Origin of the sequence: Candidatus Brachybacter algidus (assembly GCF_016707225.1) — a bacterium.
GTDB lineage: Bacteria > Bacteroidota > Bacteroidia > Chitinophagales > Saprospiraceae > Parvibacillus > Parvibacillus algidus.
The window spans coordinates 955403-971733 of the sequence record NZ_JADJID010000002.1 but is presented as its reverse complement, the minus strand read 5'-3'; the positions used below and the strand labels follow the sequence as shown (position 1 = coordinate 971733).

The window sequence follows — 16331 nt, the reverse complement described above, 5'->3', positions numbered from 1 at the left end:
TGATTGTAATTCAGCACCATAAGCCAATAACTAGAAGCTAACAGTCAATTATTAATCCTTTGGCTTCCTCTTAGTCTTAAACATTTCTACAGCCTCTTTATCCTTTAAGAATCCAGCTTCAGTAAATGTATGTTGAACGAATTTCTTTACATCCTGATAATCTTTACCACGTTTGTCTGTAAAGTAATCCATCATCCTTCTGACATAAGCCATAGCGGAGTATTCAAGTTGTTGATTGAAATGTTTATTACTGAATAGGTCCATGTAAACGCTGAATGTCTTAAACAATTCAAAGAATTCAGGATAATCATTTGGCTCAGCATTGTCTATCCACTGCTTAAAGTAACGCAATACGGCCTGTCTTACAGCTTCTGCCTGATTAGATAAGCCTTTATAGTCGCCAAGATATTCTCTAACTGCTTCTACAACGTCCACATGCATATAACCTTTGCTATGAAGTTGCTCAACTAGGGTATAATAGGCAAGGATATCATCTTCAATCGCTGTGTCAAGGAATTCTTTAACCTTTTTATCACTATCCGGACCTAGAATCGTTTTATTCTCATACATCTCAATCAGAAATTCGAAATATTCCTCTGAGATGTTCGCATCATCCTTTCTTAATTTATTGAGGATGGTTTTAACATCTGTTCTGTCACTACCTTCCAGATTGAAGAAGTTTAAGAGTACAAACAATATCTGATGCTGTTCTTCTGTATTAGCTATGATTGGATTCTTTAGAAGCTCTGTGATTGCAGGTTTTATATTGCTGTTGTCCAGACGAAGTCTTTGTCTTTGGAAGAGAAAATATTTGAGTGAAGGATAATACAATTTTAGTTCTCCCATGGTAGTGGGGATCTTTGCCGTATAATAGTTGTGTGAGATAAATTGATTTCTGTATTTGGTATAAGCCACTTTCCTGTTGTCCACATTGAAGAATTTCTCCAATTTCTGAGTTTGTAGCCACAGGTGTACTTTTTTATTCTCTATTCCTTCCAGAAGGTTGGTAATCCAGATATCGCTGCTTAGTGCAAAGCCAATCTGCACAGTCTGGCCTATTCTGTTTTTAATATAATCAAAGTTTGGGGATTCTGCGATGGCGATCAACAGGTTTTTAAAATGATCCTGAGGAGTAAGGTATTTGTATATCTTGTCGTGATAACCTCTTAATACACTAAAGCCAAGTAATCGGGGAAGTAGAAGACCTTCAAGATCCGGGTTAAGAAATTCAGTTTCAAAAGCTTCAAGATTTAACGGAAAATGGTTAGCGATATTTACATGCAGCTCCATCAATGGTGCTTCAAATTCTTCTACAAGTGCTTTGTAACTATCCTCATCTTCTTCTTCCTGGAAAGTAGCCAGTGCTTCAGAGGCCTGAATTTGAGCTGCAATATTCTTTAAGGCGTCAATGCTTTTTTGAATTTCTTTATTTTGGTCCATAAAAGTAGGAATTAGGTATTATTTTAAAATAGGAACCTGGTAGAATTTTTAGGTCCTACCAGGTTCATTTCAACACAGAAAAATAGTCAAGCACAAACTTAATCTATTTATTGTGATTATTTATATTTTAATTAAAAAATATTAATTAAGCTTTTTCTTCGTCAGTTGCTTCTGCTTCAGGAGCAGCAGGTGCTTCTGTTTCGGCAACCACTTCATCAGCAACTTCTTCAACGGCTGGAGCTACCTCAACAGCCTCAGCTACCGGTGCTTCTTCAACCACATCTGCAGCTTCTTCAACTACTGGTGCTTCTTCAACTGCTGGTGCAGCCTCTTCTGCTGCAGGTGCTTCAGCTACCGGTGCAGCTTCCTCAACTACTGGAGCCTCTTCTGCTACTTCTATAGTTTGTTCAACAACCATATCTTCTGCAGCTGCTTCAGCAGGCGCCTCTTCTACAACAACAACTGGTTTTATTTTAGCAGTACCAGAAATAGCTTTTCTCTTAGCTTCAGTTTCTACTTTTGTTCCTTCAACTCTTTGAGCAATTTTGCTTTCTTTAGCTTCGATCCACTCTTGTAATTTAACATCTGCCTGTTCTACTGTCATTGCTCCTTTAGCCACACCTCTCATAAGGTGTTTCTTAACCAATACACCTTTGAAACGTAGGATAGCTTTTACAGTATCTGTTGGCTGTGCGCCTTTAGTCAACCAATTGTATGCTGCATCTCTATCGATGTCGATGGTCGCAGGTTTGGTCATTGGGTTATAAGAACCAATACGTTCTATGTACTTACCATCACGAGGTGCACGAGCATCAGCGATAACGATGTGATAAAACGGGGCTTTAGTTCTTCCTTTTCTTTGTAATCTGATTTTAACTGCCATTTCGGTTAAATTTTTTAATTAATTATATGATATTCAACCCTGTATCCTTTGTAAACAAACCACAGGGATTTAACGAGGCGCAAAAGTAAGTATTATTTCTTAATTATTTGTGATTAGTTGTATTTTTTCTTTAAAGATTGAATGTTAGGAATCTTCACTTATTAAAACATCATATCTGACCCTTTTCAAAATCATAGTAAGCAGCCTAGTTAATTAAAGCTTCTGAGTTGCTTATTGCATTGGTAATTAACAATATACATATTTAATATTTACCAAGTAATATGGACTATATTATTAACTATGAAATAGATAGTTTAATTCCAAAAACATATCAATGATCTTAATTGGTTGAAAATATTATAAGAGTTTCCACGCCTCACTTCGTCAATCGGGCAAGCCTGCAGGTGAACTCCTATATAACTCAATTTAATTCGCTGTTAATCAATTAATTAAGATCTATGTATCAAGGACTCCTCCCCCTACCATCGCAGAAGCATCTTAAGCTTACCTGTCCTCATTCTTACGGTAGTCAAGCTTAAAATGTTCTGACTACACTTTGTCCCCCTGACGTGAGACTTCGTTTCGTTTCACTTCCTTGAAAAGGTCGCTTTTGCACCTTTTCTTCGTTGTTCACCCTCCAAAGGGGGAAATTCTTACATCGACTTTCTCTACAATAATTGATCATGAATATCTGCAAAATCTGCATCATCTGCGTTCCATTTTTCTCAAGTTATCTTTTTCATTTTGGAAGCAAAGCGTTACAAGTTAACTAACTTCTGAATTGTAACTTCTGAATTGTAACTTCTGAATTGTAACTTCTGACTTCTAATTTCTAATTTCCAACTTCTGACTTCTAATTTCTGACTTCTGACTTCTACCCTCCCTTCACCCCATAGCTTCCCTCTTCAGCCTTTCCGCAACTTCTTCACCCAAAAATTTCTCTATTATATTGTGAATAACATACAATAAGGGTGTAACCAAAATCGCAATTGTAAACTTATAAATATAATTAACGAAACCTATGGCCAGTACCAGTCGCATATCCCAACCCGCACCAATGTAAAAAGCAATAAACAATACCACGAAACTATCAATCAACTGAGAAACCAATGTACTTCCTGTCGAACGCATCCACATCGTCTTTTCGCCAGTGCGCTGCTTGATTTTATGAAAAATATATACATCTATGACCTGACTTACCAAAAATGCAACCACCGAACCTATAATGATGTATAGTCCTTGGCCGAAAACCAAATGAAAGGCCGAGTCGTAATTCGCAACTCCGTTTCGATAATCTCCTGGAGATAAACCTGTAGAAAGGTGCGATTTCGGCCAAAAATCCGCTGGAGGTACATGGATAGCTAATGTTATGGCAAGGAACGAATAGAGTATGAGCACAACAGTAAAATAAGATAAAAACTTTATCCCCTTCGGACCATAATACTCATTAATGATGTCAGTCATGATGAAGACCACGGGCCAAAGAATAACTCCTGTGGTCAGACTGAACGATAAGCCACTCTTTCCAAAGAAAGTCATATTGACAGGGTCAAGTCCGAATAAATGCTCTATCGAAAAGATCTTTACACCGATCAATTCTGCCAGAATTGCATTGGATATAAATATTCCCCCCAGTATATAAAATAAAGTATTTTCCTTGTTCAGATAATTGTGCTTGCTTAGGGACATGCTTTTTTCTTACGAATATAATAGTTTTGTATTGAAATAGTCGATCACTTATTTACCATAACTTTCATTCAAAATATTTTTTTCAAATCAGAATTTAAAATATTACTTTTATGGAATTCAATTTGGATAATCCTATTATCTAATTACACTTTCTACATTTTCAAATTTTTATTCATTAATCTAATTAAGCTTTTACCATGTTTAGAAATTTACTTTTTTTATTTGTTTGCCTGATTGCTCAAATTTCTTTTGCTCAGACTCAGGTTGTAGGTGTCGTAAAAGACAATTCTGGAGCCGGTTTGCCAGGTGTTACTATTTTGATCAAAGGTACTAATAGCGGCACTGTGTCCGGTTTTGATGGTAGTTTTTCTTTACGAGCAGCTGAAAATCCAACTTTAGTATTTTCATTTATTGGATACAAGACAATTGAAGTAAAAAATGTAAATGGCATGCTCGACATTACCTTGGAAGAAGCAAGCACTGAACTCGGTTCAATCGAAATTGTCGGATCAAGAAATGTCAACAGATCATCCACCCAATCCATCGCACCGGTAGATGTGATTCAGATAAGAGATGTGACATCAAAGGTTGGACAGTTAGACCTCAATCAAATGCTACAGTTTGCTGCACCAAGCTTTAACTCCAATCGCCAGTCTGGTTCTGATGGCACAGATCATATTGATCCGGCTTCCTTACGTGGACTTGGACCTGATCAAACACTGGTGCTCATAAATGGCAAAAGACAGCATCCTTCATCTCTGGTAAATATTTATGGTTCAAGAGGTAGAGGAAATACAGGAACAGACCTAAATACGATTCCTGCGGCGGCAATAGACAGGATAGAGATCCTTAGAGATGGCGCTTCTGCACAATATGGAAGTGATGCTATCGCTGGGGTAATCAACATCGTCCTAAAACAGAAAACAGATGAATTAGCTGTCAATTTGAATGGCGGCGCAGCATTAGCAAAATATAGATTTGATGACAAAAAATTTGATGGAGGTGCTTATGGTGTAAACGCTAATTATGGGTTCAACATAGGACAAGGCTTTGTAAATATTACTGCCGACCATTCTTATAGAGGATTCACTAACAGGGCGAATACCAATCCGGATGACCTGGCAAGAAGGCAATTCGGCGAACCGCAAATCACCAACTCTTCCCTGTATGTTAATGTAGGCATCCCTATTACCCAAAAAGTTTACTTCTACTCATTTGGAGGATATAACCACCGTAATGGAAATGCCTATGCATGGACGCGCTTTGCAGACGACGATCGCAATATTCCTTCTATTTATCCCAATGGATTTGACCCGCTCATCAAAAGCAATATCAATGACCTTTCAGTGGCAAATGGTGTCAAAGTCAAACTTGGCAAGTGGGACTGGGATTTGAGCAATATGTGTGGTTATAATAAATTCATTTATTCTGTGGACAAAACCCTGAACACTTCTCTTGGAGCTGTGTCTCCTACTTCATTTAAAGCCGGGGGATTCAAGCTGCTACAGGACGTCATCAACCTGAGTACCAGCCGTAATATACCCACAGTGCTAAAAGGATTAAACCTTGCCTTTGGCGGTGAATACAAATATGAACAATACAATATCTATGCAGGAGATGAAAATTCCTGGAAAAGCTATGAAGCCGGTGTACCGGGAGGATCACAAGGTTTCCCTGGATTCCAACCCGGAGATGAAACGAATAAAAACAGAAGCAATCTAGCAGTGTATGCAGATGCAGAATTGGATGTTACTAAAAATTTAGTTTTTGGTGGAGCACTCCGGTATGAAAATTTTAGTGACTTCGGGGGCACCTTGAATGGTAAAATCGCCGGGCGTTTGGAATTATTTAAAGGACTCGCGGTTAGAGCGACTTATAGCACTGGATTTAGAGCACCTAGTTTACCTCAGATATATTTCAATAGTACAATTACAAATTTCGTTGCCGGTCAACCTGTCGAGGTCTTAATCGCCAGCAATGACAATCCAATTACAAAGCAACTTGGTATCGACAAATTAAAACAAGAAACATCTCAAAATACCTCTGCAGGATTTGTATTTAATCATTACCCTTTTACGATCACTGCCGATGCGTATATGGTAGATGTAAAGGATAGGATCGTTTTGACGGGTCAATTTACCGATGATGATCCTGATATTGGAACAATATTACAGTCATTAAATGTTGGCAGAGCTCAATTTTTTACAAATGCACTAGACACCAGAACACGTGGAATTGATTTTGTATTTGGACATAGGGCTACAATCGGAAATGGTGTATTGAACACTTCATTAGCTGCAAACTTTAATGAAATTGAAATACTTAAGGTGAGCACCAATGCAAAGCTTGCAGGAAAAGAAGATACTTATTTTGATCTCCGTGAACGATATTTCCTTGAAGCATCAGCACCCAAATCTAAGATTGGTTTGTCGCTAGATTATTCAGTTAATAAATTCACCATTTTCACTCGATTTACAAGATTTTCAAAAGTGGTATTGGCCAATTGGAATTATGACGAAAATGACCTGGATACCTATGATGCAAGGATCGTCACTGACCTTAGTTTAGGATTTAGAGCAACAAAAAACGTTTCGATAACTGTGGGAGGAAATAACATATTCAATTTATATCCAACCATTCACGAACCAAGTTTGACAGAAAGTGGTGGTGCATGGGATCCTGTTCAGATGGGATTTGGCGGGACGTTTTTATTTGCTAGAGTGGGAATAACTCTTTGATGAAAGATGAAAAATCGGTGAACAGCGAACGGCGAGTAGCGAACGCGAGAGTGGGCTGCAGGCTTCGATTATTAATCCTATCTATTTTGATTCATGAATGATGAAGTCGAAAATATAATAGTTAAAGTTAATCAGCGTATAAGTTATTTTACAAGACTCTCAGTATAGCTTTATCTTTAATGAAAATAAATGCTACAAATTATGAAAGTTTTAATTTCACTTATTTTTCTAGTTATTTTCAATTGTAATTTAAGCGCCGAGTCATATTACGTCTGGGCTGTTAATGGAATAAATATCAGAAAAGCGCCTAATTCCAATTCAGAAATTATTGGAAAATTAAACTATGGAGAAAAAATTGAAGAAGTAAAGAAAAATTATTTTGAAAGCAGCGTAATTTACACATTGATATTGGAAGGATTTATTGTAAAGTCTGAAGAAATGGATGATGATTTAATAAATTCTATTAAAAATGACAGACCATTACATTATAGTTCACCCCTTTATTTTGAAGACGAGTATTTTTATAGAGATTATCGGGCCGATATTAAATTAAAAGGTGAATTTATTGCGATATCACATGAAGGCCAAATAGCATATATTTATTCAGGATTTCTATCAAAATATCCTGTCATGAAGCTACTAAGCGATGCGGATGATGGTGTTACTCATGAAAATATAAAAGATTATTTATTGCGCACGAACACATTAATTAAAAAAGATACTTACAATATTAAGGTCAATTATTTAGATGACATTACCAGGTATTTTCAATTTAAAGAAAATGTAATAGTGGCTACCGGTAATTCCGAAAAAGGATATAGTGCTTCTTATTGTTTCTCAAATCTTACTACCAATGAGGCATTGCTCTTTATATACATAGAATTTGAAATGTGGAAATTGAAAGATCATAAACCATATAACGAAAGAATGTATGAAATGAGAGGACAAAAGGTTGAGGAAAATTCAGTTGACTTATGGTTTTCTGCTCCGGAAGGATATATAAACATCTTAACAAATGGCGACTTTACAATTATTTCGATCGGGGGTTCTTGTTGATTTCGACTAATGATGTTATGGTTTAAAAGCCATGCCATCAATGACAAGTCTAAAATTTGTGTTATCAATGATCAATGCACCGATTAATGATTTAAATTCAGAATTCTTCCTCCTCACGCTTTAGAAAATGACAAGTTGTCCTAAAGTAATCAGTAATTGCTCCAAGAAGCCTCATTCTGACTTCTGACTTCTGACTTCTAGCATCTAACCTCTAGCATCTAAATCTCATATCTGAAAATTATCCGCCATAAAACTCTCATACGCATGCAGGTCGAAATGACCATGACCACACAAGTTGAACAAAATAGTTTTTGGCTTACCTTCCTTTTTAGCAAGGTTAACTTCCTGGATCACTGAGGCTATAGCGTGTGTGCTCTCCGGCGCAGGAACAAGTCCTTCAGCCTTTGCAAATAGAATACCTGCTTCTAAGCATTCTTTCTGATCGTGATTAAGTGCCGTGATAAAGCCATCCTTTGTAAGTTGAGAAATGATCGATCCGGCACCATGATATCTTAGGCCTACTAGATGATTTGGCACAGGCATAAAGTCATGCCCAAGCGTATACATTGGGAATAAAGGCGTTTTCTTGCCTACATCACCATAATCATACCTAAACTCTCCCTCTGAAAGTTTTGGACAGGTGGCTGGTTCGCTGGCGATGAACTTGATTTTTTTACTTCCGTTCAACACACTTTCCATAAAAGGAAAAGCAATACCTGCGAAATTCGCACCTCCACCCAGTGGTGCTATAATGGTATCCGGAAATTCATCTACTTTGCCAAATTGAGTGATACATTCTTGTCCTATAACTGTCTGATGCAATAAAACAAAATTTTGGATACTGCCGATTACATATTTAGATCCGGCATCTCGTGAAGCATATTCGATCGCTTCAGAAATGGCGGTACCCAATGAACCTCTTGAATCAGGATTCTCGGCAAGTTGCTTTCTACCTACTGAAGTTTGATCACTAGGTGAAGGTGTCACATGTGCTCCCCATAAGTGCATTAGACGACGGCGACTTGGTTTTTGATTATAAGGGCCACGAACCATGAATACTTCACATTTCAGTCCGAATAACTGTGCTGCAAAAGCTACTGCACTTCCCCATTGACCTGCGCCTGTCTCCGTGATGATTTTTTTGACACCATCTTTTGCAGCATAATATACTTGAGGTATAGCCGAGTTAGTCTTGTGTGAACCACTTGGGCTAACACCTTCATTCTTATAGTAGATCTTGCAATCAGTGCCTAATATCTTCTCCAATCTTTTGGCTCTCACAAGTGGAGTTGGCCGCCAGATCTTGTACAAATCACGCACTTCATCAGGGATCTCGATCCACTTTTCAGTAGAAAATTCCTGGTCTACGCAGCCTTGAGAGTATAACTTCGAATAGTATTCTCGCGTGACCGGTTGATTATTCTCAGGATCCAACGTGGGCTGAGGTTGCGTCTTCATATCTCCCAGTATATTGTACCAATGAGTTGGTATCTCGTCTTCAGTAAGAAGAATTTTATACGGATCTGCCTTGGTTTTAACCTGCTCTTTTCCTATACTATTCATGCTTTGTCTTTTAGTTAATTGTTGCAACGAGTTTGTGACAGGTCGCTATTTATAAATAAAAATAAATATTTTGTTTTAAATTTTGCTATTTCTTTGATTATTTCTTAGGAAGGAATACTTCAGCCATCATACATCTGACGCTTCCGCCACCATATTTCTCAATATTATTGATCGGAATGGAAAGGATTTTATCATACATTTCAATTGCATTGATCTGCTCTTTGCTTAGTGAATTGTATGCACGCTCTGACATAACCATATATTTTTGACCGCCACTACCCTCTACCTGCAGCATATTGCCTGCAAATTGAAGCACCTGATCAAAACTTATTTCTATGATTTCCTTTCCACTATTTTCAAGACTATGAATCACCTCATTTCTTTTATCCTCATCCTTAATACTCTCGAGACATACCACGGCATACTTATCAGCGATGGCCATCATCACGTTGGTATGGTAGATCTCCTTGTTGTTTTGGTCAGTGGAAAAAAAGGATACCAATTGATAATTCATGAGTAAACAAAATCTGTCCAATAGAAATATGTTTGTTCGCGGACTTAGACAAGCATACACTATTTTATTTGGACGATCTAGAATCATACTTCCTGTTCCTTCCAGAAACTGGTCGTCGTCCTCAGATGATTCAAAAGAATATCGATGGTTGACCTTGAAAATAAGTCCTAAAGCATCTATGATATCCTCTCTTCTTTCTATTCTTCTGTTGGCAGTAGCCATGGGATAAGTGATGAGTGTCCCGTTGCCGTGGAAGGAGATCCAGTTGTTTGGAAATACCGCATCAGGCTTTATAGGGTTCAAAGTGTCGTGCATTACGATCACATTGACACCGATTGCTTTAAGCTGAAGAACGAAATTGTCGAATTCCTGGACTGCTGCATTACCTATACTATTTGATTTTCCCCCTTCGTCATCAGACTGAAAGGCATTGGTGACGGCCGTCTCCTCATTGTACATGAAGTTCGATGGACGGATCATCATTATAGAATTGGTGTACTGTTTCTCCAAAATATTTGTCTTTAAGGCATGCAAAAGTATGAAAAAAGTGGAATAATGCACTAAACACGTGAAATAGATGCTAGACTCTAGAATCTAGAATCTGATAACAGATATAAAAAAAGCCCGGAAGAAATCTTCCAGGCTTTTTGCACAAGCACGGTTTACAGTCCGACTTAGAAAAACTTAAACTACAATTATTTTAATTTGATCATCTTCTTGGTCACTGAACCTTGTGCAGTGGTCAATTCATAGAATAATACTCCATTGGCATCCAATTCATTGTTAATGATTGAAATAGTGTTTCTGCCTTTAGCGTAATTTCCTTTCGAAGATTTCAAGATTCTTCCGTTGATATCATATACTTTCAATGTCACAAGATCTTCCTGATCTAATATGAAAGAGATTTGTGTATGATCAGTAAATGGATTCGGTACGTTCTGCTCTACAATTAAGCCTGATTTATTGCCGGTGAATTTGATTTCAAAAGCAGTACCATCACCAACTTCATTATAAATCTCTGACTTTAAAGTAGCTTCAGTATTCTGGCTGATAGCTTCAGAAAGCTTCATCGGTTTATCCACACTCAATTCGAAGGTAAATACTTCTTTACTAGCTTCGTTATTTCTCATATCCGCGATACTCAACATTAATCTATTACCATTCAATGAATAATTTTCATTGCTTACTGTGAATAAATTACTTGAGATTCCTTCAAGTCTTACCCCTGCGCTAAGTTCAAAAGCTGCCTGAATACCTGCGATCTTATTAAGATCATCATTGCTGATGGCCACATTGTACGTTTGACCCGGAACCATTGAGATATCTTCCATCGTAAGTGAAGCTTTCTCTCTCACTTCTAAACTTCCACCATCAAGACTTAATGTAAAGTCCCCGTTTACATCACCCATTTTTATACCGATGAAGTTAACATCGTTCTTTATACCGGTTGTTGCTGCATCTATTGATTGCGGGTAATCAGCATTCAAAGGGTTTGCAGGATTCGGGAATGTATAAGATTCATCGATAAACTTCCAGCTCTTACCTGAGCTAAACTGGTCGATCTTAGCTAGGATCAATCTTCTGATCATGACGATGTCTGAAACTGATAGTTGCTTATCTTCACTGACATCGGCTGCAATCAACTTGTAAGGAGAATCCAATACTTTCTTATTCAGAATATGGTTCTGAATCTTAATAATATCACCTGTAGTGACACCATTAAGCGGATCTTTATCATCAGATGGTTCTATGCTGTATGTGGTACCTGATTGTACATTATTAAATCTATACTCACCATTAGAGTCAGTTTGCTTCATCATACTAGCCTGAGCATTCACATCTACCTGAGGGATACCTTGTGCACCTTCAGTAACGATTCTACCTGAGATAAGCGTTATGTTGTCAGGACACTGAACAATGTTGTCATTCAATGTAAGACTTGGAGTCGCAAAATCAACTAAGCCATTATTGTCAATTACATAAATATTTACACCAAACGGCACATCGACACCGAATGAACAGTCAAATATTTTTATACTATCCGCAGGATTACTCGTGTAAGAAAATCTAAGCGGAGTGCTACCTGGACATGCACCAGTAGAACCTGCATTGAACAATCTAGCCGGTATTGCCACTGTCAAATTGGCCATTAGGTCTACAACCAAATTTTTATAAAGCGGTGTAGGTTGCTTATTATTGACCACATTCACGAAGAAGAATTGATCCGTCAAGTTTCCACAACCATCTACTACAGCGAAATGAACTCTGTGATGACCTATAGGCATGAATCTTGTGAATGAATTACCATTGCCTGATGCATCCCATGTAGCATTAACATTGTTGAAATTATAGTCAATTTGCCAGTTATATACAAGATAGTTTGATGGACAATCATCTGTAGCAGATGTAGTCACTGTAACTTCTTTTCCATCGCAGATCAAAGTTGTTTCTGCCTGATCTGCATGTGGTGCAAAAGTTGGCTTAGTCGTATTCATGATGACGATGGAGTGCACAAAATGTATAGCATGTTCCTGAGCATAAGCAAGTCCTTTTGCCTCAGCAAGGCACCAGTCAAGGATAGTCCATGTTCTGACGATTTTGAAGCATGCTCCTCCCTGTCCTGCAAAAACCTGATCCTCAGAATTAGTCATTAAGTTATAACAACCTTCAACACCCGGTTTCAATCTTGGCTCATAAAGCGGACCTAGATCGATGATATCACCCGGATCACAAGCGTCATTAGTAGAAGTATAATCCAATGGTGCAATGAAATCACTTGCTTTTAATTCTACTCCAGCTGAATTAATCGTAATATTTTGGAAGATGATGATAGGCGTATTGCCATTACCTGAGTAGCTGAACTTTCTTATGATCGTGCCAAAGCCACATGTTCCAATGTTTACCTCAGGTGTTAATTCCACTATATTAGCGTCACATACTCCGGTGATCAAACCATCAAGACCTTTATAGACGCCGTCTATTATAATAGAATCTCTGGCAGCCTGGCTTATTACATATTTGCCAAAGGTCAGATAAAGTTTATTCACGTCATATACTGTACCACACGGAACTATGATATTCGGCAATGTAGCAGCTACGATCGGATTATTTTTATTTTGTACAGTCACTTCTGCCATACAAGTGCTTTTCAGACCACCTGCATCTGTCACCTCCAGGATGACCATGATAGGATTGTTAGCCACATCGCAGCAGTAGAAGTCGATATAATCAGCGAATACATCTGATTGGTTTGGCAAACCATTGCAATCAGGTAACATTCTTTTCACTTTTATAGTCACACCTCCACAACCATTATCGTGAGAACCGTTGTTGATTGAAGAAGCAAACATTCTTCCATTTCCTGTATTGTCAAGAGATACAATAGCATTTTTGCAGATAGCTGCAGGAGATATTAGATCTTGTATAGTCAATACCATGGTGTCTCTGGATATATGTCCACATCCGTCATTGACGCTGTATATAATGTTGTAGATACCAACTGGTACATTATTGATCGTAAATCCACCGTTTTGTGGAGTCACACCATTTGGATGTGTCACGACAGTAGTACCTAAATGACCGCAGTCATCGACAATGCTGGCAGGTGGAATTAAGTAGCTCGCTGAGCAGTTAGGCCCGGCTGCAATCGTAACATCTGCAGGAGCGGTGACTACAGGAGGCGTCAGATCATTGACCATGATGGTCTGCAGGTAGTTAAGTTCCTGTTCACCGTCACAACTCCAATAGTAGACAGTCCATGTACGCATGTACTTAGTATTGCATCCGGCAGGCACGACATTGTCATGATAAGATGCAGTAATATTACATACAAGGGATAGATTATTGACATATATTGGAATTCTCGCATCACCTATCACTGGATATCCAGTCTGACTAGGGGACGGATGTCCATCAGCATCTTCTGCAAAAGGAACGCTGCAACTTAAGTCAAGTACGCTTAGTGGAAATACCACGCTATCCAAAGAAGGAGGTGCTAGGTATAAAGTATCATTACAAACAGCACTTTGGTTACCTGATTCATCTTCCAGATAATAAGATCTGATGATGCGACCCAATAGAAAGTCATCATCTTCACATGTATAAGGTGTATAGACTGAATCGATCACATGTGCAGTAATAGCACCTGAGCAATCAGAAATTCCTTCTAAAGAATACAATACAGCAGGTTCATAACAAATTACTGTGTCTGCATTGCGGCAGTTAATGACCGGAGGTAGATAATCTTCAAAATTATGATAGTTCCAACACATGTTTGGAGAACCGGAAGTCAGATTTTCAATGATCTTGATTACATAGGTTTGCCCTACCAATGGATAAGGAACATTATTGATATCTATACCATCAGCTATTAATGAATCTACTCCCTGTTCGAGGATAGGTCCAGTCTCAGTAGCAAGCAATTGGATGATGTAAGAAGTGGCACAGTTATTGGCAGAAGTAAGAAAGTCTTCCGCGAGCAAAGATGTCTGACAATTTGCCGGAATACTTATATTACTTGTGCTACAAGCCATTGTGCAGCCATTAGTTGTCTGTGAAGGTGTGTAGGATACGCATTGAGTATTCTCAAGCAATATAGAGTTGTTGTAAGAAGTTTGATAATAACTACCCGGAGCATTACCTTTTTGTAATCCTATGGTAGCACTGGCACCGTTGTTACCTTCGCTACCTTCTTCGTAAGTGTCACCAAAATAGGTGTCATTATATATGTATTTTATCACATTAGTGCTTTCATAGAATACGACCTGGAAGCCTACAGTTCCTGTACTCACTGCAAATGGAACTAGAAACTTAGATAAATTAGTCCATTGAACTGTAAATGTTCTGTTTGGTGCTATACCATCAATCTTAGTTTGTAATCCTGTACCAGGTGCTATATAATAACCCATGTAATCCCACATTGGAAATATTCCTCCACCAGGAATTAGATCTGTATCTGTAATAGGAAGTGATTGATTATCAATCGCCAATAGTCCGGTATTTGTGTTCCAAATTATGTAGCCATGTGTGCTAACCTTTATATCAGGCTGTACATAATTTTGCCCGAAAAATTGAAAATCGAAAGGCAATTTAGAATCAGCTGTAATATTGTCAGGATTGAGCGTTAATGCTGTACCTGTCAATGAAATATCATTGTACGGCACGTTGCTGCATCCTGTGTTAACATTGTAATACTGACTGAAAGCTGCCTTGGGCGATGCCAGGGAGCACATGAGTAGTAATAAAAAGATAGCATACCGATTGAAAAAATACTTTCGATAACCGTCTTGTGGCTTCACGGGGAAGCTAAAAATTGTAGTGTTCTTCATAAGACTGAAATATTGTTGATTAAAAAATATGAATACAGAAGCGGATACACCGTTTCTGATATTTTTCTTTTTACTGTTGAGGGAGGCAGAAAGAATAAAACATGCACTTTTTATCCTTTCGAAAATCAAAGGTACACATTACAATTATTTCTAATGTGTTTTATATGATATATTTTCGCAAAGTATAAATAATTTATTTACAAGTATATATATAATATAAATATATCGTATGTGAAGTATTGTGGGAATTGAGTTTTGCCAACTTCGTACTTTCGAGGTCAATAATTTGAATTTTTATTGAATGATGCAAAAATTTCTATTGAAAGCTGATATAAGTTTTTAAGGGAAGGTGAAGCGGGCTTTTAACGAATGATGGTCCAAGTTTTTAAAGTATGATGGCGCGGGTTTTTATGTAGGTTGGCGCGAGTTCAATGTCATTAAGTTAAGCAATTAAAATCAATAATCTATTGCAGACAATATTTCGGTGCGCTGCACCTGACAAGCTATCAAATTTATTTCTATAAATATTCCCGTGCGCTGCACCTTTGCTTTTCTTCAAGGTGCAGCGCACCACAATCTTTATAGAATTCGTATTAAGGTTGCTTCAAGGTGCAGCGCACTGAGATATTTTGAATGAACATATGGCCTTAGTTTAATGACATTGGGCGCGAGTTTTTAACGCAGGCTGATGTGAGTTTTTTGTAGGCTGGCGCGAGTTTTTAACTCGTGACCTTGAGTACCCGATAAAACTTTCAAGTGAGGAAATTGAATGACACATTTAATAAAGCTTATCTCCTTATAAAAAACATCAAACATCATACATCACACATTTACGGCACCTCCTGCGGACCGGACTATCCGCTTTACATCCCTCCTGCGTCGGTCGTGCCCGCTGCTATCCCTGGTGCTTATTGCACACATTATTTTATTGAGATCCTTTGGATAAGAATTGACTTAAAGGAAAAATTCCTGGTTAAAGCAACTTAACATCGATGGTTATTTTCGTAAATCCTCTATATATGTTTTCAATTCTGTGGCTGCGTTTTTCTAAATATAAATATTGATCAAATCCAGCTACAACATTCAAATGTTAAAATATTGGTCATAAAGAACCGAAAGGC

The 16331-nt window shown here is 37.9% G+C and carries 9 protein-coding genes; 3 read left to right on the top strand and 6 right to left on the bottom strand.

Features of this window, described 5'->3' with window-relative positions; genetic code table 11:
* Positions 1 to 51: 51 nt before the first annotated feature.
* The 3 genes from IPI15_RS09780 to IPI15_RS09770 all read right to left on the bottom strand — a co-directional run bounded on the left by IPI15_RS09780 (position 52) and on the right by IPI15_RS09770 (position 4012).
* Complete coding sequence (locus tag IPI15_RS09780) at positions 52 to 1440, bottom strand: hypothetical protein (RefSeq protein WP_287402095.1); 1389 nt, start codon at positions 1438 to 1440, stop codon at positions 52 to 54.
* 145 nt (positions 1441 to 1585) lie between these two features.
* The gene (rpsP, locus tag IPI15_RS09775; protein ID WP_287402093.1) at positions 1586 to 2323 is read right to left on the bottom strand and encodes a 30S ribosomal protein S16; all 738 of its coding nucleotides are present in this window, start codon (positions 2321 to 2323) and stop codon (positions 1586 to 1588) included.
* 885 nt (positions 2324 to 3208) lie between these two features.
* Positions 3209 to 4012, bottom strand: a complete 804-nt coding sequence (locus IPI15_RS09770) for a queuosine precursor transporter (RefSeq protein ID WP_287420036.1) — start codon at positions 4010 to 4012, stop codon at positions 3209 to 3211.
* Positions 4013 to 4209: 197 nt separating this feature from the next.
* Here IPI15_RS09770 and IPI15_RS09765 point away from each other — a divergent pair, with 197 nt between their 5' ends.
* The gene (locus IPI15_RS09765) at positions 4210 to 6750 is read left to right on the top strand and encodes a TonB-dependent receptor (protein ID WP_287402089.1); all 2541 of its coding nucleotides are present in this window, start codon (positions 4210 to 4212) and stop codon (positions 6748 to 6750) included.
* Between the two features lie 201 nt (positions 6751 to 6951).
* Positions 6952 to 7806, top strand: a complete 855-nt coding sequence (locus tag IPI15_RS09760) for an SH3 domain-containing protein (RefSeq protein ID WP_287402087.1) — start codon at positions 6952 to 6954, stop codon at positions 7804 to 7806.
* A 225-nt stretch (positions 7807 to 8031) separates the two neighbouring features.
* Here IPI15_RS09760 and IPI15_RS09755 read toward each other — a convergent pair whose 3' ends face one another.
* The 3 genes from IPI15_RS09755 to IPI15_RS09745 all read right to left on the bottom strand — a co-directional run bounded on the left by IPI15_RS09755 (position 8032) and on the right by IPI15_RS09745 (position 15210).
* Positions 8032 to 9369 (bottom strand): TrpB-like pyridoxal phosphate-dependent enzyme, encoded by a 1338-nt coding sequence (locus tag IPI15_RS09755; protein ID WP_287402086.1) that lies wholly within the window; start codon positions 9367 to 9369, stop codon positions 8032 to 8034.
* 97 nt (positions 9370 to 9466) lie between these two features.
* Entirely contained in the window at positions 9467 to 10393 is a 927-nt protein-coding gene (ctlX, locus tag IPI15_RS09750; protein ID WP_287420034.1) for a citrulline utilization hydrolase CtlX, read from the bottom strand.
* A gap of 185 nt (positions 10394 to 10578) precedes the next feature.
* A complete protein-coding gene (locus tag IPI15_RS09745; protein WP_287420032.1) occupies positions 10579 to 15210 on the bottom strand; it encodes an NIDO-like domain-containing protein in 4632 nt (1543 codons plus the stop codon).
* A 756-nt stretch (positions 15211 to 15966) separates the two neighbouring features.
* Here IPI15_RS09745 and IPI15_RS09740 point away from each other — a divergent pair.
* Complete coding sequence (locus IPI15_RS09740; RefSeq protein WP_287402080.1) at positions 15967 to 16197, top strand: hypothetical protein; 231 nt, start codon at positions 15967 to 15969, stop codon at positions 16195 to 16197.
* Positions 16198 to 16331 lie beyond the last annotated feature (134 nt).

Coding starts and splice junctions, on each gene's coding strand:
- IPI15_RS09780 (WP_287402095.1), bottom strand. CDS start 1,440: ATGGACCAAAATAAAGAAATTCAAAAAAGCATTGACGCCTTAAAGAAT.
- rpsP (WP_287402093.1), bottom strand. CDS start 2,323: ATGGCAGTTAAAATCAGATTACAAAGAAAAGGAAGAACTAAAGCCCCG.
- IPI15_RS09770 (WP_287420036.1), bottom strand. CDS start 4,012: ATGTCCCTAAGCAAGCACAATTATCTGAACAAGGAAAATACTTTATTT.
- IPI15_RS09765 (WP_287402089.1), top strand. CDS start 4,210: ATGTTTAGAAATTTACTTTTTTTATTTGTTTGCCTGATTGCTCAAATT.
- IPI15_RS09760 (WP_287402087.1), top strand. CDS start 6,952: ATGAAAGTTTTAATTTCACTTATTTTTCTAGTTATTTTCAATTGTAAT.
- IPI15_RS09755 (WP_287402086.1), bottom strand. CDS start 9,369: ATGAATAGTATAGGAAAAGAGCAGGTTAAAACCAAGGCAGATCCGTAT.
- IPI15_RS09745 (WP_287420032.1), bottom strand. CDS start 15,210: ATGAAGAACACTACAATTTTTAGCTTCCCCGTGAAGCCACAAGACGGT.